26 protein-coding genes are annotated in these 24,770 nt (G+C 59.9%); 18 read left to right on the forward strand and 8 right to left on the reverse strand.

What is annotated here, in order from left to right:
• The first annotated feature begins 7 nt into the window (after nt 1-7).
• From AACY30_RS05330 to AACY30_RS05355, 6 genes are all read left to right on the forward strand, one after another.
• Nucleotides 8-1,453: an alginate O-acetyltransferase gene (locus AACY30_RS05330; RefSeq protein ID WP_339468675.1), complete on the forward strand. Its 1,446-nt coding sequence runs from the start codon at nt 8-10 to the stop codon at nt 1,451-1,453.
• A gap of 24 nt (nt 1,454-1,477) precedes the next feature.
• Nucleotides 1,478-2,587, forward strand: a complete 1,110-nt coding sequence (locus AACY30_RS05335) for a mannuronate-specific alginate lyase (protein ID WP_339468552.1) — start codon at nt 1,478-1,480, stop codon at nt 2,585-2,587.
• A 214-nt stretch (nt 2,588-2,801) separates the two neighbouring features.
• Nucleotides 2,802-4,334 (forward strand): MBOAT family O-acyltransferase, encoded by a 1,533-nt coding sequence (locus tag AACY30_RS05340; RefSeq protein WP_012722328.1) that lies wholly within the window; start codon nt 2,802-2,804, stop codon nt 4,332-4,334.
• A gap of 11 nt (nt 4,335-4,345) precedes the next feature.
• Nucleotides 4,346-5,530: an alginate O-acetyltransferase gene (locus AACY30_RS05345; RefSeq protein ID WP_339468551.1), complete on the forward strand. Its 1,185-nt coding sequence runs from the start codon at nt 4,346-4,348 to the stop codon at nt 5,528-5,530.
• Between the two features lie 16 nt (nt 5,531-5,546).
• Nucleotides 5,547-6,200, forward strand: coding sequence for an alginate O-acetyltransferase AlgF (locus tag AACY30_RS05350; RefSeq protein ID WP_339468549.1), 654 nt, complete (start codon nt 5,547-5,549; stop codon nt 6,198-6,200).
• Between the two features lie 208 nt (nt 6,201-6,408).
• Nucleotides 6,409-7,860, forward strand: a complete 1,452-nt coding sequence (locus AACY30_RS05355) for a mannose-1-phosphate guanylyltransferase/mannose-6-phosphate isomerase (RefSeq protein ID WP_339417649.1) — start codon at nt 6,409-6,411, stop codon at nt 7,858-7,860.
• Between the two features lie 92 nt (nt 7,861-7,952).
• Here the strand turns inward: AACY30_RS05355 and AACY30_RS05360 are convergent, their stop codons facing one another.
• Together AACY30_RS05360 and AACY30_RS05365 are read right to left on the reverse strand one after the other, a co-directional pair.
• Complete coding sequence (locus tag AACY30_RS05360) at nt 7,953-8,429, reverse strand: hypothetical protein (protein WP_339539963.1); 477 nt, start codon at nt 8,427-8,429, stop codon at nt 7,953-7,955.
• Between the two features lie 177 nt (nt 8,430-8,606).
• Nucleotides 8,607-8,843 carry a hypothetical protein gene (locus AACY30_RS05365; protein ID WP_339539964.1) on the reverse strand — a complete coding sequence of 79 codons (237 nt, stop codon included), beginning with the start codon at nt 8,841-8,843 and terminating at the stop codon, nt 8,607-8,609.
• Nucleotides 8,844-9,200: 357 nt separating this feature from the next.
• Here AACY30_RS05365 and AACY30_RS05370 point away from each other — a divergent pair, with 357 nt between their 5' ends.
• The 7 genes from AACY30_RS05370 to AACY30_RS05400 all read left to right on the forward strand — a co-directional run bounded on the left by AACY30_RS05370 (nt 9,201) and on the right by AACY30_RS05400 (nt 13,918).
• Nucleotides 9,201-9,665 carry a multidrug transporter gene (locus AACY30_RS05370; RefSeq protein WP_339468544.1) on the forward strand — a complete coding sequence of 155 codons (465 nt, stop codon included), beginning with the start codon at nt 9,201-9,203 and terminating at the stop codon, nt 9,663-9,665.
• A gap of 14 nt (nt 9,666-9,679) precedes the next feature.
• Complete coding sequence (locus tag AACY30_RS05375) at nt 9,680-10,492, forward strand: SDR family oxidoreductase (protein ID WP_339539965.1); 813 nt, start codon at nt 9,680-9,682, stop codon at nt 10,490-10,492.
• Entirely contained in the window at nt 10,492-10,893 is a 402-nt protein-coding gene (locus AACY30_RS05380) for a DUF4440 domain-containing protein (RefSeq protein ID WP_339417640.1), read from the forward strand. Before AACY30_RS05375 ends, AACY30_RS05380 begins: the two co-directional genes overlap by 1 nt.
• 105 nt (nt 10,894-10,998) lie before the next feature.
• Nucleotides 10,999-11,925: an NAD synthetase gene (locus AACY30_RS05385; protein WP_339539966.1), complete on the forward strand. Its 927-nt coding sequence runs from the start codon at nt 10,999-11,001 to the stop codon at nt 11,923-11,925.
• The gene (locus AACY30_RS05390; RefSeq protein WP_339417637.1) at nt 11,915-12,373 is read left to right on the forward strand and encodes a hypothetical protein; all 459 of its coding nucleotides are present in this window, start codon (nt 11,915-11,917) and stop codon (nt 12,371-12,373) included. Before AACY30_RS05385 ends, AACY30_RS05390 begins: the two co-directional genes overlap by 11 nt.
• 249 nt (nt 12,374-12,622) lie before the next feature.
• The gene (locus AACY30_RS05395) at nt 12,623-13,282 is read left to right on the forward strand and encodes an NAD synthetase (protein WP_339539967.1); all 660 of its coding nucleotides are present in this window, start codon (nt 12,623-12,625) and stop codon (nt 13,280-13,282) included.
• Between the two features lie 177 nt (nt 13,283-13,459).
• Nucleotides 13,460-13,918 (forward strand): hypothetical protein, encoded by a 459-nt coding sequence (locus AACY30_RS05400; protein ID WP_339539968.1) that lies wholly within the window; start codon nt 13,460-13,462, stop codon nt 13,916-13,918.
• 6 nt (nt 13,919-13,924) lie between these two features.
• On the opposite strand, the gene AACY30_RS05405 is transcribed toward AACY30_RS05400, so the two are convergent.
• Genes AACY30_RS05405 through AACY30_RS05420 form a run of 4 tightly spaced genes read right to left on the reverse strand, consistent with a single transcriptional unit; the run spans nt 13,925 to nt 18,724 of the window.
• Complete coding sequence (locus tag AACY30_RS05405; protein WP_339539969.1) at nt 13,925-14,788, reverse strand: HlyD family secretion protein; 864 nt, start codon at nt 14,786-14,788, stop codon at nt 13,925-13,927.
• A gap of 10 nt (nt 14,789-14,798) precedes the next feature.
• On the reverse strand, nt 14,799-14,999 hold the full coding sequence (locus AACY30_RS05410; protein WP_012722318.1) for a DUF1656 domain-containing protein: 201 nt from the start codon (nt 14,997-14,999) through the stop codon (nt 14,799-14,801).
• Complete coding sequence (locus AACY30_RS05415; RefSeq protein ID WP_339539970.1) at nt 14,989-17,178, reverse strand: FUSC family protein; 2,190 nt, start codon at nt 17,176-17,178, stop codon at nt 14,989-14,991. The genes AACY30_RS05410 and AACY30_RS05415 overlap by 11 nt, the downstream gene beginning before the upstream one ends.
• Nucleotides 17,179-17,188: 10 nt before the next feature.
• Nucleotides 17,189-18,724, reverse strand: coding sequence for an efflux transporter outer membrane subunit (locus tag AACY30_RS05420; protein WP_339539971.1), 1,536 nt, complete (start codon nt 18,722-18,724; stop codon nt 17,189-17,191).
• 182 nt (nt 18,725-18,906) lie between these two features.
• On the opposite strand from AACY30_RS05420, the gene AACY30_RS05425 reads away from it, so the two are divergent.
• The 5 genes from AACY30_RS05425 to AACY30_RS05445 all read left to right on the forward strand — a co-directional run bounded on the left by AACY30_RS05425 (nt 18,907) and on the right by AACY30_RS05445 (nt 23,326).
• Nucleotides 18,907-19,875 carry a LysR family transcriptional regulator gene (locus AACY30_RS05425; RefSeq protein WP_186688424.1) on the forward strand — a complete coding sequence of 323 codons (969 nt, stop codon included), beginning with the start codon at nt 18,907-18,909 and terminating at the stop codon, nt 19,873-19,875.
• Between the two features lie 129 nt (nt 19,876-20,004).
• Nucleotides 20,005-20,979, forward strand: a complete 975-nt coding sequence (locus AACY30_RS05430; RefSeq protein WP_339539972.1) for a 2-hydroxyacid dehydrogenase — start codon at nt 20,005-20,007, stop codon at nt 20,977-20,979.
• A 113-nt stretch (nt 20,980-21,092) separates the two neighbouring features.
• Entirely contained in the window at nt 21,093-21,995 is a 903-nt protein-coding gene (locus AACY30_RS05435) for a chemotaxis protein CheV (protein ID WP_339468536.1), read from the forward strand.
• The gene (locus AACY30_RS05440) at nt 21,992-22,474 is read left to right on the forward strand and encodes a GNAT family N-acetyltransferase (protein WP_339539973.1); all 483 of its coding nucleotides are present in this window, start codon (nt 21,992-21,994) and stop codon (nt 22,472-22,474) included. The genes AACY30_RS05435 and AACY30_RS05440 overlap by 4 nt, the downstream gene beginning before the upstream one ends.
• A 108-nt stretch (nt 22,475-22,582) precedes the next feature.
• Entirely contained in the window at nt 22,583-23,326 is a 744-nt protein-coding gene (locus AACY30_RS05445) for a YkgJ family cysteine cluster protein (protein ID WP_339539974.1), read from the forward strand.
• Nucleotides 23,327-23,506: 180 nt separating this feature from the next.
• On the opposite strand, the gene AACY30_RS05450 is transcribed toward AACY30_RS05445, so the two are convergent.
• Complete coding sequence (locus tag AACY30_RS05450; protein ID WP_339468533.1) at nt 23,507-24,277, reverse strand: transporter substrate-binding domain-containing protein; 771 nt, start codon at nt 24,275-24,277, stop codon at nt 23,507-23,509.
• 164 nt (nt 24,278-24,441) lie between these two features.
• Nucleotides 24,442-24,675: a hypothetical protein gene (locus AACY30_RS05455; protein WP_339417613.1), complete on the reverse strand. Its 234-nt coding sequence runs from the start codon at nt 24,673-24,675 to the stop codon at nt 24,442-24,444.
• Between the last annotated feature and the right edge of the window lie 95 nt (nt 24,676-24,770).

Genomic DNA, 24,770 nt, shown 5'->3' on the forward strand with positions numbered 1-24,770 from the left:
GACCCTTATGCACCCACACATGATCAAACTGCTGAGCCTCTCGGGTCTGACCCTCGGCCTGCTCGCGGCCAGCCAGGGCGTGCGCGCCGACGAAATCAAGGCGCCGACCTTCACCGCCGAGCCGTGCTGCAGCCTGTGCCCGGCCGCCCATGATGCGCGCAACTACACCACACGTTATCAGCAGAACTTCACCACCCTGGTACAAGCCCAGGGCGACTGGCTGTTCCGTACTCAGGAAGATCTGCGTACCGAGTTCGACACCACCCCGTCCGGCTACAAGCGCATGCAACAACTGCATGACGCATTCAAGTCCAAGGGTGTGGAACTGGTGGTGGTCTACCAGCCGACCCGTGGCCTGGTAAACCGCAACAAGCTCAACCCCGAGGAAAAAGCCAAGTTCGATTTCGACAAGGCATTGGCCAACTACAAGACCATGCTTGGCCGTTTCGCCAAGATGGGCTACGTGGTGCCGGACCTGTCGCCGTTGACCAACGAGCAACTGCCGGATGAGCTGCCGGCCCACGATTTCTACTTCCGTGGCGACCAGCACTGGACCCCGTACGGCGCCCAGCGCACCGCGAAAATCGTCGGCGCCAAAGTGCGTGCCATGCCTGAATTCGCCGATATTCCCAAGCGCGAATTCGAAACCAAGCGCTCCGGGCGCATGGGCAAGACCGGCACCCTGCATAACATGGCCGGGCAACTGTGCGGCACCAGCTACGCGATCCAGTACATGGACCAGTTCACCACCGAGCCGAAGGGCGAAGCCGGTGACGGCGACCTGTTCGGCGATTCGAGCAACCCGCAGATCACCCTGGTGGGCACCAGTCACAGCGGCAAGAACTACAACTTCGCCGGCTTCCTGCAACAGGAAATCGGCGCCGATATCCTCAACGTCGCCTTCCCCGGTGGTGGTCTTGAAGGCTCGATGCTCCAGTACCTGGGCAGCGACGAATTCCAGAAGTCGCCGCCAAAGATTCTGATCTGGGAGTTCTCGCCGCTGTATCGCCTCGACCAGGAGACCATCTATCGCCAGATGATGTCCCTGCTCGATAACGGCTGCGAAGGCAAGACCGCGCAGATGGCCGCGAGCACCACCTTGAAACCCGGCAAGAACGAATTGCTGGTGAACAGTTCGAACAAAGACCTGCGCAACGCCAACCATCAGGTTGATATCCGCTTTGCCGACCCGTCGGTGAAAACCTTGCAAGCCACCCTCTGGTACATGAACGGTCGCCACGAGGACATCAAGATCGAGAAACCCGAAACATCCGATACAGACGGGCGTTTCGCCTTTGAACTGCGCACCGATGAAGACTGGGCCTCTCAGAACTTGCTGGCCGTGGAAGTGCAGGGCCCCGAAGCAGGCGCTGCCGCGCAGAAAGTCGAAGCGAAAATTTGCACACGCAACGTATTCCCAAGCGGCGGTCAAAAAACCGCATCAACGCATTGAAATAAGCGTGCAATGAGGTTACCTATGCAGAAGTTATTGATCCCTACGTTACTGGGCCTGGCGATGTTCGCAGGCTCCGTCAACGCCGCGGCACCCCTGCGTCCACCACAAGGCTATTTCGCACCGATTGAAGCGTTCAAGACTGGCGATTTCAAGAAAAACTGCGACACCATGCCGACGCCGTACACCGGGCCGTTGCAGTTTCGCAGCAAGTACGAAGGCTCCGACAAGGCGCGTTCCACGCTGAATGTGCAATCCGAAAAAGCCTTCCGCGACAGCACTGCCGACATCACCAAGCTGGAAAAAGACACCAGCAAACGCGTGATGCAGTTCATGCGCGACGGTCGCCCCGAGCAACTCGAATGCACCCTGAACTGGCTGGTATCGTGGGCCAAGGCCGATGCATTGATGTCCAAGGACTTCAACCACACCGGCAAATCCATGCGCAAGTGGGCGCTGGGCAGCATGGCCTCGGCCTATGTGCGCCTGAAGTTCTCCGACTCGCACCCGCTGGCCAACCACCAGCAGGAATCGCAACTGATCGAAGCCTGGTTCAACAAACTGGCCGATCAGGTAGTCAGCGACTGGGACAACCTGCCCCTGGAAAAAACCAACAACCACTCCTACTGGGCCGCCTGGTCGGTGATGGCAACGTCCGTCGCCACCAACCGCCGCGACCTGTTTGATTGGGCTGTCAAGGAATACAAGGTCGGCGTCAACCAGGTCGATGACCAAGGCTTCTTGCCGAACGAATTGAAACGCCAGCAACGCGCCTTGTCGTACCACAACTACGCCCTGCCGCCGCTGTCAATGATCGCCAGTTTTGCCCTGGTCAACGGTGTTGATCTGCGCCAGGAAAACAACAGCGCGCTCAAGCGCCTGGGCGACAAAGTGCTGGCCGGGGTGAAAGACCCGGAAATCTTCGAGCAGAAGAATGGCCAAGAGCAAGACATGAAGGACCTCAAGGAAGACATGAAATATGCCTGGCTTGAGCCGTTCTGCACCCTCTACACCTGCGCGCCGGATGTGATCGCGCGCAAACACGGGATGCAGCCGTTCAAGACGTTCCGCCTCGGGGGCGACCTGACCAAGGTGTACGACCCGGCGCATGAGAAAGGCGACAAAGGTTCCTGACCGGACTCGGTCCCCTGTGGGAACGGGCTTGCCCGCGATAGCTATATGACATGCAACATTGATGTCGTCTGACACACCGCTATCGCAGGCAAGCCAGCTCCCACACTGACCCAGTTCCGACAGTGAAATTGTTGTACCGCCCTCCCCCGAATTTCGTGGGGGGGTTTGGGGGGGCTCTGGCCCTTGACTGTCTGTTAAACATGGAGAGATCGGGATGGTTTTCTCGTCCAATGTGTTCCTGTTTCTGTTCTTGCCGATCTTTCTCGGTTTGTATTACTTGAGCGGGCAACGCTATCGCAACCTGCTGCTGCTACTGGCCAGCTACGTGTTCTACGCCTGGTGGCGAGTGGACTTCCTGGCGCTGTTCGCAGCGGTGACGCTGTGGAACTACTGGATCGGCCTCAAGGTCGGTGCGGCAGGCGTGCGCACCAAGCCGGCCCAGCGCTGGCTGCTGCTGGGCGTGGTGGTCGACCTGTGCATCCTCGGCTACTTCAAGTACGCCAACTTCGGCGTCGACAGCATCAATGTGATGATGAAGTCGGCGGGCCTGGAGCCGTTTATCCTGACCCACGTGTTGTTGCCGATCGGTATCTCGTTCTACATCTTCGAGTCCATCAGCTACATCATCGACGTGTATCGCGGCGACACCCCGGCCACGCGCAACCTCATCGACTTTGCAGCGTTCGTGGCGATCTTCCCGCACTTGATTGCCGGCCCTGTGTTGCGCTTTCGCGACCTGGCCGACCAGTTCAACAACCGCACCCACACCCTCGACAAGTTCTCCGAGGGCTGCACGCGGTTCATGCAGGGTTTCATCAAGAAGGTCTTCATCGCCGACACCCTGGCGGTGGTGGCCGATCATTGCTTCGCCCTGCAAAACCCGACAACGGGCGATGCCTGGCTCGGCGCGCTGGCCTACACCGCACAGCTGTACTTCGACTTCTCCGGCTACAGCGACATGGCGATTGGTTTGGGCTTGATGATGGGTTTCCGCTTCATGGAAAACTTCAAGCAGCCGTACATCAGCCAGTCGATCACCGAGTTCTGGCGTCGCTGGCACATCAGCCTCTCCACCTGGCTGCGTGACTACCTGTACATCACCCTGGGCGGCAACCGTAAAGGCACGCTGACCACCTACCGCAACCTGTTCCTGACCATGTTGCTCGGTGGCCTGTGGCACGGTGCGAACATCACCTACATCGTGTGGGGCGCCTGGCACGGCATGTGGCTGGCGATTGAAAAAGCCATCGGCCTCAACACCTCGCCGCGCAGCTTCAACCCCGTGCGGTGGGCCTTTACCTTCCTGCTGGTGGTAATGGGCTGGGTGATCTTCCGCGCCGAGAACCTGCACGTCGCCGGCCGCATGTACGGTGCGATGTTCAGCTTTGGCGAGTGGTCGCTGTCGGAACTCAACCGCGCCAACCTCACCGGCCTGCAAGTGGCAACTCTGGTGGTGGCCTATGCAACCCTGGCGTTTTTTGGCCTGCGCGACTTCTACACAAATCGCCCTGCCGAGAAGACCAAGCCAGCCGACCCGAGCCTGATCAAGGCCGTACCGGGCGACAACCCTGGCAGCATCCACGAGCCCGGTTTCACCGTGGGCCAAGATGCCGCCGTGCAACCGGCCTACTGGACCGCTGACTGGCCACGCTACGCCATGCGCGCTGCGGTGCTGCTGTTGTTCGTGGCGTCGATTCTCAAATTGTCGGCGCAGAGTTTCTCGCCGTTCCTTTACTTCCAATTCTGAGGGAGCCGACCATGACCCGTTCATTACGCGTCCTCTATATCGGCCTGTTCCTGGTGCTGCTGCTGGCCCTGGGTGCCTGGTCGCTGCGCAGTTTCTTCGGATTCAGCACCAATGCCGACGCGACCGTGCTCAACGGCCGTTGGACCAAGGCTGTCGAGACACACTACGACGAAGAGTTCCCGATCAAACGCCTGGGCACCAACCTGTGGGCAGCGCTGGACTATAAGCTGTTCAATGAAGGTCGCCCTGGCGTGGTACTGGGTCGCGATCACTGGTTGTACAGCGACGAGGAGTTCAACCCCACCGTCAACGAAGACCAGAACCTTGAAGGCAACTACGCGCTGGTCGAAGGCGTACGCCAGAAGCTTAAGGCGCAGGGCATTCAACTGGTGATGGCGATCGTGCCGGCCAAGGTGCGCCTGTACCCGGAACACTTGGGTGAGGTGAAACCGGCCAGCATCCACGCCAACCTGTACCAGGACTTCCACGCCCGTGTCGCCGCCGACAAGATCATCGCCCCCGACCTGCTTGGCCCACTGCAACAGGCCAAGCTCGCTGGCAAGCAAGTGTTCCTGCGCACCGACACTCACTGGACGCCGGACGGTGCTGAAATTGCCGCCAAGCAGTTGGCCAAGACGATTACCGAAAAGACCCCGCTGAGCGGCGAGCCACAACGCTTTGTCACCGAAGCTGAGAAAACCGAGCCGCACAAAGGCGACCTGCGCCTGTTCCTGCCCCTGGACCCGCTGTTCGAAAACCTGATGCCACCTAAAGAGCCGCTGGAAAAACGCGTCACGCACCTGGCCGAAACCAAAGGTGACGACGCGCTGTTCAGCGACAGCGAAACCCCGGTGGCACTGGTAGGCACCAGCTACAGCGCCAACCCCAACTGGAACTTCGTCGGTGCCCTTAAGCAAGCCCTGGGCAGCGACGTAGTCAGCTACGCCGAAGACGGCCATGGCCCGATCCTGCCGATGCTCAGCTACCTCAAAAGCGATGACTTCAAGAACAGCCCGCCACAGGTGCTGATCTGGGAGTTTCCTGAACGTTATCTGCCCGTGAACAACGAAATCGGCGATGCCGACCCCAAGTGGGTTGCGCAACTTAAACAAGCCGGTACGCGCCAACAAGACATGGCACAGAACACCCCAGTTAAACATCAAAAATCCGAGACGCCCGACCGGGCGCAAAACTGAAAGAGAGGTAACTCACATGACTTTCACTACAACTCCTCGTCGTCTCGCCAAAACCTTGGCCCTCGCCGCTGGCATGAGCATCGCTTCGATGTCGGCCTTCGCCGGTGATGCCGCCTTGTACGGCCCCGTCGCACCGAAAGGTTCAAGCTTCGTGCGCGTCTACAACGCCTCCAATCAAGAAGTCAGCGCCACCGTTGGCAGCACCAACCTGAGCGACGTCGCGCCACTGGCGAGCAGTGATTTCAGCTTCATGCCGGGCGGTGACTACAGCGCCAAGGTGGGCAGCCAGACCGTACCGGTCAAACTCGCCGCCGACCACTACTACACCCTGGTCAACAACGGCAGCGGCCAGCCACAGCTGATCGAAGAACCACCGTTCAAGAATAAGCAGAAGTCCCTGGTGCGCGTGCAGAACCTCAGCGACAAGGCCCTGGCCCTGAAAACCGCTGACGGCAAGACCGACGTGGTCAAGACCGTGGCTGCCAAAGGCCGCGGCGAGCGCGAAATCAACCCGGTGAAAGTGAGCCTGGCCTTGTATGACGGCGACAAGAAAGTCAGCGACCTGAAGCCAGTTACGCTGGAGCGCGGTGAAGCCGCCGTGCTGTACGTTACGGGTTCCGGTTCGAGCCTGTCACCAGTCTGGGTGAAACGCCCAGTGTCGACCCGCTGATCAATTTTTCGACCTGACTCCGTTCCCCTGTGGGAGCTGGCTTGCCTGCGATGGCATCACCTCGGTGTAACTGACAAACCGAGTCGTTCGCACCGCGGGCAAGCCCGGCGCCCACAGGCACCGAGGAGTCTGGTCGGACCGAGACAAAAACAAGAGTGAAACGACAAACCTTCGTAGCTCTGACCCAAATTGATTCAAGGAGAAACACATGATCCCAGTAATCCTTTCCGGTGGTAGCGGCTCACGTCTTTGGCCGCTTTCCCGTAAACAGTTCCCTAAACAATTCCTGGCGCTGACCGGCGAACACACGCTGTTCCAGCAAACCCTGGAACGCCTGGTGTTTGAAGGCATGGACGCCCCGATCGTGGTCTGCAACAAGGACCACCGCTTTATCGTCAACGAACAACTGGCGACCCGTAAGCTGGAATGCCAGCGCATCCTGATGGAACCGTTCGGTCGCAACACTGCGCCGGCCGTGGCTCTCACCGCGATGATGCTGGTCAACGAAGGCCGCGACGAGCTGATGCTGGTGCTGCCGGCCGACCACGTGATCGACGACCAGAAAGCCCTGCAACGTGCGCTGGCCCTGGCCACCGTAGCCGCCGAGCGTGGTGAGATGGTGTTGTTCGGCGTGCCGGCGACCCGTCCGGAAACCGGTTATGGCTACATCAAGTCCACCGCCGATTCGCTACTGCCCGAAGGCGTGAGCCGCGTGCAACAGTTCGTGGAAAAACCCGATGAAAAACGTGCCGTCGAGTTCGTCAAAAGCGGCGGTTACTTCTGGAACAGCGGCATGTTCCTGTTCCGCGCCAGCCGCTTCCTTGAAGAGCTGAAAAAGCACGATCCGGACATCTACGACACCTGCGTGCTGACCCTGGAACGCAGCGAGCAAGATGCCGACACCGTGTCCTTAGACGAAGCCACTTTCGCCTGCTGCCCGGACAACTCCATCGACTACGCCGTGATGGAAAAAACCCAGCGCGCCTGCGTGGTGCCGCTGAGCGCCGGCTGGAGCGACGTGGGTTGCTGGGCGTCGCTGTGGGCTGTCAACGACAAAGACATCCACGGCAACGTCAGCAAAGGCGACGTGGTGATCCAGGACAGCCGCAACTGCATGATCCACGGCAACGGCAAACTGGTGTCGGTGATTGGTCTGGACAACATCGTGGTCGTTGAAACCAAGGACGCGATGATGATTGCCCACAAGGACAAGGTCCAGGGCGTCAAGCAGATGGTCAACACCCTGAACGACCAGGGCCGCACTGAAACCCAGAACCACTGTGAAGTCTATCGCCCGTGGGGCTCCTACGACTCGGTGGACATGGGCGGCCGCTTCCAGGTCAAACACATTTCGGTCAAGCCGGGCGCGTGCCTCTCGCTGCAAATGCACCACCACCGCGCCGAACACTGGATCGTGGTCAGCGGCACGGCCGAAGTCACCTGTGACGAGAACGTGTTCCTGCTCACCGAAAACCAGTCCACCTACATCCCGATCGCCTCGGTGCATCGCCTGCGCAACCCAGGCAAGATCCCGTTGGAGATCATCGAAGTGCAATCGGGCAGCTATTTGGGCGAAGACGATATCGAGCGGTTTGAAGATATCTACGGCCGCTCGACGCCAGTTGAGCGTGGCGTGTCGGTGAAAACTATCGCGCAGTAAAACAGTCGTACAAGAAGCCCCCGTCCAGCCGACTGCGTCCCCTATCCGCAGCCGGTTGGGCGGGGGCTTTTTAGTTCACAGGCCGTTCAAGCCTATGCGCGACCGCCCCAGTTATTCGGGCTATAGGCATTGTAATTGCCCGTATTGTTAGTGCTGGCGCCCGCCACTTCATATTTGTTCTTGCCATATTCCTCCATAGTCCTACCGCCCCAGACCATAGCCCCTCCGAAAACTTTCGCACCTGCGCCACCACTGGTCGCAATTCTCGCGCCAGCCCCCTGCATCGCCGCACCTGCCACCGTTATGGCGGCCCCTGCGGCCTTGCCGTTATTCGAATCATCTTTAACGTGAAGCGCCGTTGAAAAATGCGAATTGACGCGATTGCTGATGCCTTGCATAAGCGTCTGGCGCAGATTCGTAAGCCCCAGGTTTTGCATACGGGGTAACCCGTTCGAGCTGACCTCCTGCTTGACCACTTGATTGGGTGTTCCCAGCACCGCAGGCGCTGGCGTGGATGCCAGCGAAACAAAAGGCGTCGGTACAGGGGCAAGGGTATTTAATACGGTCATAGAACATCTCACTTCGTAAGTCTACGGTTGAGTTCCTTCATGGCTAAGCGCGCAACTCCGTGCTCAAACTCTGTGGGAAAAAGCTCGAAACCGGTTCCCGTATCAAAGGAAATGCGTACACACCCGGGTCGTGCTTTGCGGCTGCTGAACAGACGCAATCCGGGGTTTTGATTGCCGTTACCTGCGACTGGCGTGATCGAATGTGTCGGCATCACACTCCTGGACAACCTTGCCCCCCACGCTCATCGCGGCGCCGAGGACTTTGGACAACGTCCCACCGCTGGTGGCCAGTTTTTGCCCAGCCTCCTGGGTGGCCATGCCGCCCATGTCAATACCAAACCCCTTGGCGTGCCGGGCGTTCATACCGCTGTTGCGCAGATCTGCTGAAGGCGCTTGCAGCAAGGTTTGCCCCAAGTTTGTAAGCTTCTGATTCTGCATACGACCAGACGGGCGTGAACCCGGCTCTTCGTTCGTTTGCCTGGACGCTCCAGCCGTATTCGGCGCTGGTGCTCGCTGAGCCGTGATGAGAGAGGTCACCGCCGACGCCAGGGCGGTGCTGACGGCCGGCACAAGAAGGGCTGCTGCAATCATAGTTTTTCTCACTAAATCAGACTGCGGTTGATAACCCTCCTGGTCAGTCGGTATTTCCCTATGCTGGCTCTGTGGAGAAAATGAGTTATCAGGTTCCCTGTAAACGAAAACCGATACCCGCGATAGGCACCGAGGCCACCCCGCAGGTAGGATGTTTTATCTGCTTATGAGGTTGTCATCATGTTCTTCGGCGTCCTGCTCATCGTCACTTGGTTGATTCTGCTGCTGCGCTACCCGGCCAAGGCCTTGCCGGTGTCGTTGGCTGCCGCCGTCGGCCTGGGTTTGGTCGCCGTTTGGGTGGTATGGCTGGACAATCGAGAAGCGTCGCAATTGGCCCGCCTGGAATTACGTATTGCCTACGCCGCCGAAGAATGCCCGGCCGACCGGCCGCTCAAACTGACCCTGAACAACGGCAACGACGTGCCCCTCACCGAACTGCGCTGGCGCGTCGCCGCTTATGCGCCGGGCGACACGGTCAACCTCGCCGACAATGTCTACGCCGCCCCGCGCTATCGCGGCCCTGGTGAGTTGCAGGCCGGCGCCACCTGGGACGATTGCCTGCCCACACCGCCTTTGCGCCCCGGCTACCGCCCGCAAACCCTGGCATTTCGTGCCGAGCACCTGCAAGGCAGTTTCTCGGACTGACAAAGGACTGACCCATGCCCAACGTACTCATCACCGGATGTTCAAGCGGCATTGGCCGTGCTCTGGCAGATACTTTCAAAGCGGCTGGCTACACCGTGTGGGCCAGCGCCCGCCGCCCGGAAGATGTCACCGCTCTCGCCGCCGCTGGCTTCAATGCCGTCGAACTGGACGTCAACGATCGGGTCGCCTTGATGCACCTGGCCGAGCAATTGGGAGAGCTGGACGTTCTGATCAACAACGCTGGCTATGGCGCCATGGGACCGCTGCTTGACGGCGGCACCGAGGCAATGCAGCGCCAATTCGAGACCAACGTGTTCTCCATCGTCGGCGTGACCCAGGCGTTGTTCCCAACCCTACGGCGCAGTAAGGGCCTGGTGGTGAATATCGGCAGCGTTTCCGGGGTACTGGTAACGCCTTTCGCAGGCGCCTACTGCGCGTCGAAAGCGGCCGTGCATGCATTGAGCGATGCGCTGCGTATGGAGTTGGCACCGTTTGGTGTGCGCGTGATGGAGGTCCAGCCTGGCGCAATCAACACCCACTTCGCAAAAAATGCCGGGGCCCAGGCCGAACTGTTGATCAATGAACAGTCGCCGTGGTGGCCGTTGCGCGACAACATCCGTGCGCGCAGCCAGGCCTCCCAGGACAAGCCGACGCCGGCCAGCGAGTTCGCGGCCGAGGTGCTCAAGGCCGTGCAGCAACCTCAGCCTCCACGCCTGTTGCGTTCGGGCAATGGCAGCCGAGCGCTGCCGTTGATGGCGGCACTGCTGCCCAAAGGTTTATTAGAGAGCGTCTTGAAAAAGCGCTTTGGATTGGAGCGGAGTTTGTAATGATCGACTACAGCGACTTTTTTGATGAAGTGATCCAGACCCATGTCGAGATCGAGCAATGGTTTGCCGGCGTTGCGCCGGAGGGCACTTTGCAGAGTTTGCTCGCGCGTTTCTCGCCGGCGTTCAGCATGGTTGCACCGGCGACCGGTACCCGGGTCAATACGGCCGGGGTCAATGCGCTATTCACCCGTTTGGGCGGCATGCGTCCAGGGTTGAAGATCACGTTGAGCGAGATGACCGGGATTGACCGGCATGCACGTGGCGCCACGGTGACTTATCGTGAACATCAGATCGACGACAGCGGCACCCAGACCGATCGCCGCGCCACGGTGGTGTTCGAGAAGCAAGCCAGCGGCGCGCTGTTGTGGCGGCATTTGCATGAGACTTTTATAGCGCAATGAGGTAACTGCCAGGCCGGGTCCTACAAGAAACAGCGAAATGCCTGACAGCATTACAACTAACCAATCCCCAGGCTCTTTCACCTCTGTTTACTCACAGGTGAAAGGATGCCCAGCGATTTCTTGCGAAGCGGTGTGCCGGATGCGCACACCACGACCCGCCAGCGACTGACCAGTCAGCTGGACTTGCCTAAGCTCTATCGAACACTCGATGCCGATCCGGCTATCGTCGGGGCCGGGGTGGTGCATATCGGCAGTGATTATCAGGTGACGGTGCTGCGTGAGTTTTTACCGTTATGTGGCGTCAAGCCCAAACGGGTGATTTTGCGGGAGGTGGCTGGGCCGATAATGACTGCCGATGACTATGCGGAGCTGACGGCAAGCTCGCCGCGTGAATCGCAGCTATGGCGAGAGGCATCGGGGATGGCTACCTCCTGTGGAGGGGCCGTAATTGGCTACATCATTGCGAAATCAGGAATCGCAGCAGCGCCTTTCAGCGCGGGTACCAGCCTTGCATTAAGCTACGTCGCTTACAGCGCTGCGACTGCCAGTGCCCTCCAGTGTGTCAATGGTTCATGGAGAGTCGCCAACGAATTGACCAATCCCGCCACAAACGACTATTACGACAGCCTAAGCTGGTACCAGGCAATGACCGTCGCCCTGGATGGCATTTCATTGGTCGGGGCAGGTACCACCACCTTCGCTACCGTCAAAACAGTAATGGCCATCAAGCGTGCGACTGGGCGTAATTCGACAGACATCTTGAGACGCATGAGTCGCCAGGAACGTGCAAAGTTAACGACCGAAGTGCTGCGACTGCAGAACCCTCGCCATCCCCGCGAAATGCTTCGCCTGAAGCAGCTGGCGGGGCAGCTACCCAAACGCTACAGCAACCCCCAATTGCGTTTGGGCATTCTCACTCAAATAAAAGACCAGGTTGGAGCGACATTGAGCGTTGGAGGCAGCACCTATTCCGGAAATATCAATCACATAGTCATTGGTCTCTATGAGGAGTTTTCCGACCATGACTTATAGCGTCGACCCCTCCCGTGAATATCGAATTTGGCGCCGTTACGCCTATCGGTTCTTACCCTCATGGGGCAGTGCTCTGCTGCTGAGCCTGAACAACATAGCGATCAACATGGCGCTTAGCTTGTCTTATTACGCAAAGGCCAATCATTTACCGATTGAGTTTTCTTTCGGGACAGGTATGGCACTTTGTCTGATTTTTTTAGCAGGTCAGATAATGCTATTTGAAGGCTTGCGTCACGCATTCCGAATACTCACACCCGTCGCCATCGTTAATACCTGGCTCGCGATTAGCTACCTGGCCAATCACCCGGCGACGCTGTTCAACTTATTCCCTTTGTTCACATCCCTGCTTTACATCTTGGTCCTCCACTCAAAGAACCACCGCCGCTATACCAGCATGCTCAGGGTAAAGCGCCGACGAAAAATCAGGTTTAAAGCACTATTTACCTAGACCCACCTCTTCATTTTTGCACTGCACCGACAATCACCGTGCAAGTAATCCCCGCTGCCAGCAACCCCCCCTCTGCCAGGCCGGGTCCTACAAAAAACAGCGAAATGCCTGACAGCATTACAACTAACCAATCCCCAGGCTCTTTCACCTCTGTTTACTCACAGGTGAAAGGATGCCCAGCGATTTCCTGCGAAGCGGTCGCCGGATGCGCACACCACGACCCGCCAGCGACTGACCAGTCAGCTGGACTTGCCTAAGCTCTATCGAACAATCGATGCCGACCCGGCTATCGTCGGGGCCGGGGTGGTGCATATCGGCAGTGATTATCGTGTGACGGTGCTGCGTGAGTTTTTACCGTTATGTGGCGTCAAGCCCAAACGGGTGATTTTGCGGGAGGTGGCCGGGGTGTTGATGACCGCCGATGACTACGCGCAACTGGCGGCAAGTTCACCGCGAGAGTCTCAGCTGTGGAAGGAGGCGTCGGGAATGGCGCCGGCGTGCAGTGGGGCCGCGATTGGAATCATCGTGGCCAAGGCAGGGATCGCGACGGCTGCGCTAAGTGCGGGTTCCACTCTTGCAATCACTTACATTGCTTATACAGCCGCGGCTGCATGCGGTGTGCAATGTGCCAACGGTCTGTGGCGAACCTACAAAGAACTTACCAACCCGGCAGAGAACGATTATTACGACAGCCTGAGCTGTTACCAGGCAATGACTTCAGCCTTGGACGGTATTTCGCTGGTGGGCGCGGGCAGCACGACGTTTGTCACGGTAAAAACCGTCATGACGATCAAAAACACCACAGGCCGCAGCGTCACTGACATTTTAAGACGCATGAGTCGACAGGAACGCGCAAACCTGACTCATGAAGTTCTGCGCCTGCAAATCCCCGCCATGCTCGCGAAATGATCCGGTTGAAGCAATTGGCTGGAAAGCGTCCAAAGCGGTTCAGCAATCCCCAACTACGTCGGGATATTCTCATTCAACTAGCCGATCAAGTGGGGGCGGTTATTGCGATAACTGGCAGCAGCCTCTCTGGGAATATCAACCAAATCGTCATCGCCTTATATGAGGAGTTTGACAACCATGAGCAGTAAAAACGAACCCACTCGGGCGCCTCAAACAGTGCGTCGTTACACCCAGCGTTTTGCTTTTACGGTGGGTACCGCAGTGTCCATGAACTTGGTCAGTCTCTCAGGCAACCTTTCACATAGCCTGTCGTATTACTCCCGAATAAATTATCTCCCCAGCGAATACTCGATAGCGGCGAGCCTGATGTTGTTAATGATAATTTGCGCTGGTTTGACCCTGGTAGCGGCAGGCTTACGCTTGGGGCCTGTTCTACTTGTCGGCGCCGCCGCCCTGAACGCTTTGCTGGCGGCAGACTACCTGGGCAACCACCGCGTTACTATGTTCGCGCTATTTCCGTTGTTTCAATCTCTGTTCTGCCTACTGTTGCTCAATACAAAAAACCATCGCCGCTTCGTCGGTATGTTGCGCGTCAGACGCCGGCGCAAAGTGAGGGCCAGAGCACTCGCGTATTAGTCAGACTCAATCGACCTGCAACTCTCGAACAATCACGGTGCAGGTAATGCCTGCCGCCAACAACACCCCTTCCGGCACTTCATCAATGTGAATCCGCACCGGCACGCGCTGCGCCAAACGCACCCAATTGAAGGTCGGGTTCACATCGGCAATCAGCTCGCGACTTTCGGGGTTGTCACGGTCGTAGATGCCGCGCGAGATGCTTTCTACGTGCCCCTTGAGGGTCTCGCCGCTCATCAATTGCATGTCGGCTTTGTCACCGACGTTGACGTGAGGCAGTTTGGTTTCTTCGAAGAACCCGTAGACCCAGAACGAGTTCATATCCACCACCGCCATCTTGGCTTCGCCGATGCGGGCGTAGTCGCCGCGATGCACATTCAGGTTGGTGACATAACCATCGACCGCCGCCACGACTTGAGTGCGTTTCAGGTTGAGTTCGGCCGCTTCCAATTGCGCCAACGCGTGCTGGTAATCCGCCAGTGCCGAGTCAGCGATGTTGCTGGCGTCTTCGCGGTTTTCCTTGGAAATCACCAGCGCATCCAGGTCAGCTCGGCGATGGGCGTTGACCTTGCGCATCTCCCAGGTGGCCTTGCGCGACGCCACCAGCGATTGCGCCTGCTTGACCGCAATGCGGTAGTGCTCGGGGTCGATCTGCATCAGCAGGTCACCCTTTTTTACCCGTTGGTTATCACGTACAGGCACATCGACCACTTCACCCGTTACGTCAGCCGCCACGTTGATGATGTCCGCACGCACGCGGCCGTCGCGGGTCCACGGGGTCTCCATGTAATGCACCCACAGCGTACGGCCAATCCAGATCGCCAAGGCCAGTACCAGCAAGGTCGCAAGCAGGCTGAAAAACTTTTTCATCGGGGCATTCTCAACGGTAGACGGTCAGCGCCAGGGCGCCAAACAGGCAAACGAACAGGCTCAGGCGCAGCAACGCCGGGTGCCAGAAAAAACGGTACAGGTCGAACCCGGCCAGGAAGCGATCCAGCGCCCAGGCCAGCACGGCCGCGATCAAAAACATCAGGGTCATGGTCGGCATGTACACGCCGTGGAAGGCGATTTCACGGGGCATGCGGAGATCCTTGCGTGGCGCCTTCGAGGGCTGCCAGTGGTGATTGCGGGTTCAAAAGCGAGGTGCGGATAAAGTGCAGATAGCTCTTCACCCGGCGCAGGGCCGAGGTGTCAAAGTGCGGGGCGAAGGGTTCGTCGGTGGCCTGCACGCGGCTGATCGCGTGGTCCACAGCGATCAGGCCACGCTCCAGGTTGCTCGCGCTGGGTTGCAGGAACAGGCGTACCAGCGAGCGGCCCATCACGCGGATCGCCTGGCGCCAGGGCTGGGATTCGGCGTACGCCGGGTGCACTGGCAAAATCGCCTGTTCCTTGCGCAACTCGATGATCGCGTGGCCGACTTCCAGCACCACGAACATCCAGCGCAACAGGTCGCGCTGCACGTGTGGCTGGCCGACGGCCAGGCCATAGGCCTGGTGCAGCAGGTCGCGGGTGCGGCTTTCGAAACTCGAGGCCAGGCCCTTGAGCTTGCCGCTGATCGCGTATACCACTTGCTCACGCAGGTCCTGCTCCAGGCGGCGCCACAACCAGCGACTGTTGGGCGGCAGGATGATCGCCCCCGCCGCCGCGCACACCAGCATGCCGATGACCATGGCGATGTAGTCGTTGATAAAGGTGTAGGGGTTGTAGACCGTGAGGTTGTCCGGCACCGAGCCGGTGCTGAAGAAGATCAGCAGGCCCACGCCTACGCCAGCGTATTGCGGGCGTGAAGCGAGGAAGGCGCCAAAGATGATCACCGGGGCGAGCATCACGCAGAGCAGCGGGAAGCCGTCGATCAAGGGAAATACGAAGAACATTTCGACAAAACCCACCAGCGCACCGATCAAGGTGCCGCACGCCATCTGGAATGCCATGCGCTTGGGGTTGGGTGTGGCGGCGGACAAGCCGACGGTGGCCGCCGCGATTAAGGTCATGGTTGCGCCGCTGGGCCAGGCGGTGGCGACCCAATAGCTGCCGAGCACGATCAAGATGAATGACGCACGAATCCCCGAGGCGGCGCAGGCCAGCCAATTGGTTTTCGGTATGAAGGTTTCGTCCCACTGCTCGCGCGCATGGCTGTGATCCGCGAGGGAGGCGTGGGTTTGCGCGTAGTTGTGCAGGTCATCGACAAAGCGGTAAAGCAGCTCGTAGGCGGTATGAAAATCCAGCTGTTCGGCTTCGCTGGGGCTCTGTTCCTGGAAGGTCGCGCGCAGGCTGCGGACCTTGGCGGGCAGGCCGTCCTTGTAGGCGCTCAATTGGTTAACCAGGCGCGCCGCGTCAGGGCTGGTGAGTGCGCGACCGGAGAAACCGTCGAGCACTTCGGCAAGATCCTGCAGGCCGGGTTTGATTGCCGCTACCACGTGGTCCGCCTCGTCGGTGCGTAGGCGTTCAAGCAACTGGTGCAAGGCGTTGAACCGCGTGGTGATACTCATGAATTCGCTGTTGAGGCGGCTCAGCCGACCATTGCGCCGGCGCATGTGCGGGTCTTCAAACACGGTGAGACTGCGCAGCCCTTCCAGGCCGATCGCTTCGGCGATAAAGCGTACATTGCTGGCCTCGAAACCGTCGCGTTCACTGCGCCCGCGCAGGCCATCGGTGACAAACAGCGCGAACACGCCAAAACGTTGGTACAAGGCGTTGCGCATGGCGGCGCTGCTTGTTTGCGGCAGGATCGCCGCGCTGACCAGCGCGGAACACAAAATCCCCAAGGAGATTTCCAGCACGCGCCACACCGCCGCCATAAAGGCGCCGTCCGGGTGGGCCAGGGCTGGCAAGCCGACCATCGCCGCCGTGTAGCCGGCCAGTACAAACCCGTAGGCGCGAAAGTTACGGTTGCGCGTCGCACCCGCGGTGCAGACGCCGACCCAGATCGCCAGCGCGCCGAGAAACAACTCGGTGTTCTGCGCAAACAGGGCAATCAACAACACCATCACCGCCGACCCCGCCAGGGTGCCAAGGAAGCGGTAGAAACTCTTGGCAAACACCTGGCCGCTCTGCGGTTGCATCACGATAAACACGGTGATCATTGCCGTGCGCGGTTGCGGCAGCTCCAGGCGCATGGCCAACCACAGCGTGAGGAACGCGGCGATCAGCACCTTAAAGATATACACCCAGGTCACACCGTCGCTGCGTGCCCAGTCGAAAAAACCACGGCGCCACTCAAGGGAATGCAGCCAGCGCAGCGGTGCAGGCAAGGGGGTCATCTAATCCTACTCAGTGATCAAACACGGCGAGCGCCGCCGGGGTCTTGCTCGGGAGGGTCTTGGTATCTGGCGGTACGTCGTCGCCGGCCTTGATACCGCCGCCCAGGGCGGTCACCAGTTCGGCATGGGTGGTCAGGCGTGCGGCCAGTACTTGTTGCTCAATCTGCTGCTGGCGGAACAGCAAAGTCTGGGCATTGAGCACATTGAGATAATCGGTGAGGCCGCGCTGGTAGGCGATCATCGCGATGTCGTAGGTCTTTTGCGCCGACGCCACCGATTGCGCGGCGAAAGAGGATTGCTTATCCATCGATTCACGGCGGATCAATTGATCGCTGATGGCTTTGAGCGCATTCACCAGGGTTTGGTTATAGCGCGCCACCGCGATGTCATAACCGGCACTGGCCTCACCCAGTTGCGCACGCAAGCGACCGCCGTCGAAGATCGGCAAGGTGATCGCCGGGCCAACGTTGTAGTTGAATTTCTTGCCCGCCAGGAACGCTAGCATGCCGCCGCCGGTGGCCACGTAGCCGAGGCTGCCGAGCAGGTCCACGTTGGGATAAAAGCCGGCGCGGGCCACATCGATACCACGCGCCTGGGCCGCAACCTGCCAGCGGCTGGCGACCACATCCGGGCGTTGGCCGAGCAATTGCGCGGGCAGGCTTGAGGGTAATGTCAGCGGTGCGGCCAGGGACAGTGTCGGGCGTTGCAATTGCACGCCCTCCCCCGGGCCTTTGCCCGCCAATGCCGCCAGCTGGTTACGGCTCAGGGCAATTTCTTCGTCCAGGGCGTCAAGTTGGCGGTGGGTTTCCGGCAGCGGGGTTTCAGCCTGGCTGACGTCGAAGTGCGTGCCGATCCCGGCGTTCAGGCGTTTGTTGGCCAGGTCGAGAATCTGCTGCTGTTGCGCCAGGGTGGCCGCGACGATATCGCGATTGGCGTAGTGCAATGACAGCTGGATATAGGCGCGCACCACGTTATTTTGCAGTTCGAGCTGGGCCTGGCGTGCTTCGGCGGCGCTCACATGCGCCAGGTCGACGGCACGCTCGGTGGTATTGCTTTCGCGGCCCCAGAGATCGAGGGCATAGCTCAGGCCGAGGGACGAATTATTGTCCCAGGTGTTGGCGCCACTCAATTCACCTGGGCCATAGAACTGATCCTTCGGCCAGTTGTGGCGCTTGAGGGTGGTGTCACTGTTGACCTGCAACGACTCGGCTGACTCGGCAATCCCGGCCATCGCCCTTGCTTCACGTACGCGTGCGGCGGCCATGGCCATGCTCGGGTTGTTTTGAGTGGCGAGGCCGACCCAGCGGTTGAGTTGAGGGTCGCCGTAGGCCTGCCACCATTGCGCGGTGGGAAAATGAGCATCCTTGGCGGCACTCTGGATCGCTTCGTCGGCGGCCAGGTTGTTGACGTTGAGGGACTGGCCTTGGGGGGCGATTCCTCCGGTTCCGATGCAGCCGCTGATTGCTAACGATAAAGCGCAAACACTGAGAGCCTTCAGCCCTCTGTTAATGAGAGTCTTCAGCTCTCTGCTGATGCGACGCGGCACGGCAAGCGAATTCCTGAGGTGGTGGTGCGAGGGAGGTGGCGCAATTCTAGGCGGCGCCATGAGAGACGATAAGCTGGTATTCCTGTGAATCTTTGTTACCGTTCCAGCGATAATCCGTTGGTAGGGATCACTGGACGGCGTAACTTTCTGTCACAATTTGTTATCTCCCTTGAGAACACTCCATGGACACTTTGCAAAACATGCGCGCCTTCAGTTGCGTGGCCGAAGCTGGCAGCTTCACCGCCGCCGCCGTGCAACTGGATACCACCACGGCCAACGTGTCGCGCGCGGTCTCCAACCTTGAGGCCCATCTGCAAACCCGCTTGCTCAACCGCACCACCCGCCGCATTGCGCTGACCGAAGCCGGAAAGCGTTATTTGTTGCGCTGCGAGCAGATCCTGGCCTACGTCGAAGAAGCCGAGGCCGAAGCCAGCGACGCCCACGCGCGCCCTTCCGGGCAGCTGAAAGTGCACACCATGACCGGCATCGGCCAGCATTTCGTGATTGACGCCATCGCCCGCTACCGCCGTACCCACCCGGACGTGACCTTCGACCTGACCCTGGCCAACCGCGTGCCGGACTTGCTCGACGAGGGCTATGACGTGTCGATCGTGCTCGCCAGCGAGCTGCCGGACTCGGGTTTCGTGTCGCAGCGCCTGGGCATCACCTACAGCATCGCCTGCGCCTCGCCGGATTACGTCAAGGCCAAGGGCTGCGCGCATCGCCCCCATGACCTGCTCAACCATGCCTGCCTGCGCCTGGTCAGCCCGGTGATCCAGCTGGACAAGTGGACCTTCAACGGCCCCGAAGGCCAGGAAAGCGTGGCGATCAACACCTCACCGTTTCTGGTGAACTCGGCCGATGCGATGAAAACCGCGATCACCAGCGGCATGGGCATCGGCTTGCTGCCGGTGTATGCGGCCATCGAGGGCTTGCGCAACGGCACCCTGGTGCGGGTGATGCCCAATTACCGCTCCCAGGAGTTGAACCTGTACGCCATCTACCCGTCGCGCCAGTACCTCGATGCGAAGATCAAAACCTGGGTGGAATACCTGCGCGGCTCGCTGCCGGAGATTCTGGCGGCGCACCAGGCGGAGTTGGTGGCGTATGAGTTGAGTGGCAGCCTCAGCGGCGCTCGGTTGGCGAACTGAGTCCTCTCACGCAACACCGATTCAATGTGGGAGCTTGCCTGCCCACTTTAGGTCGGCGGTGCCCTGACAATTGTTGGCAGGAATGTTAGCGTGCTTGGCATTCTTCCGTAGTCGATGAGCCCGCCTGCAATGAAAAAGACTGTCCTCGCCTTCAGCCGTGTCACCCCGGAAATGATCGAACGCCTGCAACAGGATTTCGAGGTGATTGCGCCCAACCCCAAGCTGGGCGATATCAACGCTCAATTCAATGAAGCCCTGCCCCACGCCCACGGCCTGATCGGCGTGGGACGCAAGCTGGGCCGCGAGCAGTTGCAAGGCGCGGGCAAACTGGAAGTGGTGTCCAGCGTGTCGGTGGGTTACGACAACTATGACGTGCCGTACTTCAACGAGCGCGGGATCATGCTCACCAACACCCCCGACGTCCTCACCGAAAGCACCGCCGACCTGGCCTTCGCCCTGCTGATGAGCAGCGCCCGCCGTGTGGCCGAGTTGGACGGGTGGACCAAAGCCGGCCAGTGGAAAGCCAGCGTGGGCGCGCCGTTGTTCGGTTGCGATGTGCATGGCAAGACGCTGGGCATCGTCGGCATGGGCAATATCGGCGCGGCCGTGGCACGGCGTGGACGCTTGGGTTTCAACATGCCGGTCCTGTACAGCGGCAACAGCCGCAAGCCGGCGCTGGAGCAGGAACTGGGCGCGCAATTTCGCAGCCTGGATGAACTGCTGGCCGAGGCGGACTTCGTCTGCCTGGTGGTGCCGTTGAGCGACAAGACCCGTCACCTGATCAGCACCCGCGAGCTGGGGTTGATGAAGTCCAGCGCGATCCTGATCAACATTTCCCGAGGCCCGGTGGTCGACGAGCCGGCGCTGATCGAAGCACTGCAAACCCAGCGCATCCGTGGCGCCGGGCTGGATGTGTATGAACAAGAGCCGTTGGCCGAGTCGCCGCTGTTCCAACTGAGCAATGCCGTGACCCTGCCGCACATTGGCTCGGCCACGAATGAAACCCGTGAAGCCATGGCCAACCGTGCGGTGGACAACCTGCGCAGCGCCCTGCTGGGTCAACGTCCGCAGGACCTGGTGAACCCGCAGGTGTGGAAGGGTTGACACAAATCCCCTGTGGGAGCGGGCCATGTACCACACAAAATACGGTTAAAGCCTGGCGCGCCCAAGTCGATAACCTTCCATAGATCGTCCTCCCTGATCCACAGAAGGTTTTTATGTCCACCACCAAAGCCCGCGCAGACTCACTTTCGCTTCTGCTCTTTACCTTGCGCAGCGGCAAGCTGATGGCCATCAACCTGCTGAAAGTCAGCGAAATCATTCCGTGCCCGCCGCTGACCAAGCTGCCGGAGTCTCACCCGCACGTCAAAGGCATTGCCACCCTGCGCGGTGCCTCGCTGGCAGTGATCGACCTGAGCCGTGCCCTAGGCGAAATGCCCCTTGAAGACCCCAACGGCGGCTGCCTGATCGTCACGGATGTGAGCCGTTCCAAGCAGGGCCTGCATGTGCAGGCGGTGAGCAAGATCGTGCATTGCCTGACCACCGACATCCGCCCGCCGCCCTATGGCTCCGGCGGTAACCGTGCGTTCATCACCGGGGTCACCCAGGTGGAAGGCGGCCTGGTGCAGGTACTGGATATCGAAAAAGTCATCCACGGTATCGCGCCGGCACCGGTCGAAGTGGCGCCTACCGACCTGACCATGGAAGAAGCCGAAGTACTCGGCCATGCGCGGATCCTGGTGGTCGACGACAGTCAGGTCGCCCTGCAGCAATCGGTGCACACCCTGCGCAACCTCGGCCTCACCTGCCACACCGCGCGCAGCGCCAAGGAAGCTATTGATGTGCTGCTGGAGCTGCAAGGCACGGCCGAGCAGATCAATGTGGTGGTGTCGGACATCGAGATGTCCGAAATGGACGGCTACGCCCTCACCCGCACCCTGCGTGAAACCCCGGACTTCCAGCACCTGTATGTGTTGCTGCACACCTCCCTGGACAGCGCGATGAACAGCGAAAAAGCCCGCCTGGCCGGGGCCAACTCGGTGCTGACCAAGTTTTCCTCGCCCGAGCTGACCAAGTGCCTGGTAGTGGCCGCCCAAACCGTGGCGCAACAGGGTCTGTGACCGAGTATTTCCAACTACTGCGCCGCGACCTGAGGCGCAGCCTGCCCGCCCCGCAGTGGCCGGCCAATACACAGTTGGATCATTACCGCGCAGACCTCGGCCCGGCGATTCACGCGGTGTTGCGCATGACCCAAGACCAGGGCGGTGGCCGCGTTCCCAACCTGGAAACCTGGCAGCGCCAATTCACCACCGATGCCGAGTTCGACCCCACGCTGTGCCTGGTGGCCAGCAACGGCGAGGGCATTCTCGGCGTGGCGCAGTGCTGGACCAGCGCCTTTATCAAGAACCTTTGCGTACACCCTTGCGCCCAGGGCCAGGGAGTGGGCCGTGCGTTGTTGCTGCACAGCTTCCAGGTATTCAAGCAGCGCGGCGAACCCTACGTGGACCTCAAGGTGCTGGAGAGCAACCTGCGTGCCCGGCAACTGTATGAAAGCGCGGGCATGGTATTTGTCCTACGGGATGTGGTCGCAGACGACTGACAGTCGCTGGCGCATAACTTGCTTCCAGAGTCCCTTAACGGTGAACAGAGGTAAAAACCCGTCACCGTTCCTGCGTGCCTTCTGACCTAGCCTGGTGACAGATCTGCCATGAACACTCACTTTTCCTGCGTCGGTTGCGGTAAATGCTGCACCGACCATCACGTGCCCCTGACACTCGACGAGGCCCGCCTGTGGGCGGCGGACGGCGGTAACGTCATCGTCCTGGTGGAAGGGTTCCTGGGTAATGGCCTGGGCCTGCCCCAGCAGCAACGCGAACATGCCGAGCGCCGTTCGGTGTTGGTACCCAGCGGTAACACCGAGGCGTTTGTGGCGATCACCTTTGCCGCCTACAACGCCGGACGCTGCCGGAATCTTGACGAAGACAACCTGTGCCGCATCTATGAACGCCGGCCATTGGTGTGCCGCATCTACCCGATGGAGATCAACCCGCACATCCCGCTGAACCCTGCCGCCAAGGACTGCCCACCGGAATCCTGGGAACAGGGCCCTGCGCTGATCGTGGGCGGTGAGTTGATGGACCTGGAGCTGGCTGAGTTGATCCGCCGTTCACGTCAGGCCGATCGCGATGACGTGCAGACCAAGGAAACGGTGTGCGCCTTGCTGGGCATACGGACCACGGCGCTCAAGGGGGATGGGTTTACCGCGTACCTGCCGGACATGGGCGCATTTGGCCAGGCGCTTGAGTCCGCAGCGAATCAGCCACCCGTGGCCAGCGAGTGGGTGTTCCATGTGTCGGGCCTGGACATCGCCGAACAGGTGCTGGACGCCGGCGCGCTGGTTGCGACTGAGGTGCCGGCCAACTATGCGTTTATTTCGTTGCGGGCGGCTTAGACTGTTCCGGCCTCATCGCGGGCAAGCCCGACTCCCACAGCAGACTGCGTGCCCCTGTGGGAGACGGGCTTGCCCGCGATAGCGATGGCGCTTTCAACACGAGACCGTTGATTTGCGTGACGCACTGGCTGGGGCTGGCACCGTCCAGTGCGACGCCAGCATGCTGGGCCTGTTGGACGCTCACGGTGCATTCAGCCGATAAGGCGCAAGAATCCGCTGATACTCGCCGTTGTGCATAAGGTGTTCGAGGGCGCGATTAAGCTCAGTACGCAACGCTGTATCGGTATTGCGCAGTGCAATCGCCACGCCCTCGCCCAGCAGTTCGGCAGACACGGCAGGGCCCAGGAAGTCGAAATCCGCACCAGCGACCGTGTCGAGCAAGGCGTTGCGGATTTCCACAGTGCCCTGCAGAGTGGCATCAATATCGCCTGCCACCAGGCTGCGCACCAATTCGTCGTTGAGCCAGAAGCTCTTGATGATCACCCCGTTGCGCGCCCATTGCGACCGGGCAAAGGCTTCGCGATTGCTGCCCAACAATACGCCAACGCGCTTGCCCTTGAGCGACGCTGTCGTTGGCATCAGGCCTGAGGTTCGATGCGCGACCAGGCGCGTGGTGAAGGGGTAGAGGATATCGCTGAAGCTCACCCAGCGCCGCCGCTTGGGGGTGGGCGCGATCCCCATGATTGCATCGAATTGGCGGGCATCAAGGTCTTCGAAGTTCTCGACCAACACCTGGTCGACCCAGGTGCAGCGCGCATTCAACTCCTGGCACAAAGCATTGCCCAGCTCGATATTCAGACCGACCAACTGCCCTTTCGGGTTACGGCTCTGGAAGGGGGGGAATTGCGCGGCAACGGCGAAGCGGATTTCGCGTCGCGGTTGATCAATGCCAGCAACGGCATCCACCGCGAGCAACAGGGCAAGCGCTACACAGAGCTGTATCAGGGCCACAGGAAACATCCTTTTCCGGAAAGAGCGCCGTCTGTTCAGCCTCGGTAAAAAGTCGAGGCAGAACAGAAGCGGTGCAAGCTTTCAAGAAACGATCGCGGGCCTACAAGCGGAAATTTCAGCGGGCGCTGTAGGTAGCATCCTGCAATGCGTGTTGCAGATTATTCCTAACGTTTACCCATCGAACGACGAGTACCCGGCGGCGCCATGCCAGGGGTCTTGGTGTGGCCGTTCTTGGCACCGTTTTTGTACCAGGGCTGGGCGTCACTTTTGCTGCCGCCCAGTTCACCCGGTTTGAAGGGAAACTTGAACGCCGGGATCTCGGCTTTTTCAACGCCGTCGGCGTTGGCCGAATCGACGAGTTCGGCCGCTTCAACAGAGGGGGGTGTCGGGGATTTCATGAAAGCTCCGGGGCATGCAGAAAATGATGTAGCCCCAGGTGAAGGGCCACATAGATAGGAAGTATACCTGTGCGACTCAGATCTTTGACCAACGT

It is taken from the genome of Pseudomonas sp. RA_5y_Pfl1_P24, from assembly GCF_963970945.1.
Taxonomy (GTDB): domain Bacteria; phylum Pseudomonadota; class Gammaproteobacteria; order Pseudomonadales; family Pseudomonadaceae; genus Aquipseudomonas; species Aquipseudomonas tritici.

Bases quoted from the DNA above. Each gene is read 5' to 3' on its own strand.
- AACY30_RS05455 (WP_339417613.1), bottom strand. From the start codon at position 24,675: ATGAAATCCCCGACACCCCCCTCTGTTGAAGCGGCCGAACTCGTCGAT.
- AACY30_RS05390 (WP_339417637.1), top strand. From the start codon at position 11,915: ATGACTTATAGCGTCGACCCCTCCCGTGAATATCGAATTTGGCGCCGT.
- AACY30_RS05350 (WP_339468549.1), top strand. From the start codon at position 5,547: ATGACTTTCACTACAACTCCTCGTCGTCTCGCCAAAACCTTGGCCCTC.
- AACY30_RS05355 (WP_339417649.1), top strand. From the start codon at position 6,409: ATGATCCCAGTAATCCTTTCCGGTGGTAGCGGCTCACGTCTTTGGCCG.
- AACY30_RS05400 (WP_339539968.1), top strand. From the start codon at position 13,460: ATGAGCAGTAAAAACGAACCCACTCGGGCGCCTCAAACAGTGCGTCGT.
- AACY30_RS05385 (WP_339539966.1), top strand. From the start codon at position 10,999: ATGCCCAGCGATTTCTTGCGAAGCGGTGTGCCGGATGCGCACACCACG.
- AACY30_RS05345 (WP_339468551.1), top strand. From the start codon at position 4,346: ATGACCCGTTCATTACGCGTCCTCTATATCGGCCTGTTCCTGGTGCTG.
- AACY30_RS05380 (WP_339417640.1), top strand. From the start codon at position 10,492: ATGATCGACTACAGCGACTTTTTTGATGAAGTGATCCAGACCCATGTC.
- AACY30_RS05370 (WP_339468544.1), top strand. From the start codon at position 9,201: ATGTTCTTCGGCGTCCTGCTCATCGTCACTTGGTTGATTCTGCTGCTG.
- AACY30_RS05330 (WP_339468675.1), top strand. From the start codon at position 8: ATGCACCCACACATGATCAAACTGCTGAGCCTCTCGGGTCTGACCCTC.
- AACY30_RS05425 (WP_186688424.1), top strand. From the start codon at position 18,907: ATGGACACTTTGCAAAACATGCGCGCCTTCAGTTGCGTGGCCGAAGCT.
- AACY30_RS05430 (WP_339539972.1), top strand. From the start codon at position 20,005: ATGAAAAAGACTGTCCTCGCCTTCAGCCGTGTCACCCCGGAAATGATC.
- AACY30_RS05445 (WP_339539974.1), top strand. From the start codon at position 22,583: ATGAACACTCACTTTTCCTGCGTCGGTTGCGGTAAATGCTGCACCGAC.
- AACY30_RS05435 (WP_339468536.1), top strand. From the start codon at position 21,093: ATGTCCACCACCAAAGCCCGCGCAGACTCACTTTCGCTTCTGCTCTTT.
- AACY30_RS05340 (WP_012722328.1), top strand. From the start codon at position 2,802: ATGGTTTTCTCGTCCAATGTGTTCCTGTTTCTGTTCTTGCCGATCTTT.
- AACY30_RS05335 (WP_339468552.1), top strand. From the start codon at position 1,478: ATGCAGAAGTTATTGATCCCTACGTTACTGGGCCTGGCGATGTTCGCA.
- AACY30_RS05410 (WP_012722318.1), bottom strand. From the start codon at position 14,999: ATGCCCCGTGAAATCGCCTTCCACGGCGTGTACATGCCGACCATGACC.
- AACY30_RS05415 (WP_339539970.1), bottom strand. From the start codon at position 17,178: ATGACCCCCTTGCCTGCACCGCTGCGCTGGCTGCATTCCCTTGAGTGG.
- AACY30_RS05360 (WP_339539963.1), bottom strand. From the start codon at position 8,429: ATGACCGTATTAAATACCCTTGCCCCTGTACCGACGCCTTTTGTTTCG.
- AACY30_RS05405 (WP_339539969.1), bottom strand. From the start codon at position 14,788: ATGAAAAAGTTTTTCAGCCTGCTTGCGACCTTGCTGGTACTGGCCTTG.
- AACY30_RS05375 (WP_339539965.1), top strand. From the start codon at position 9,680: ATGCCCAACGTACTCATCACCGGATGTTCAAGCGGCATTGGCCGTGCT.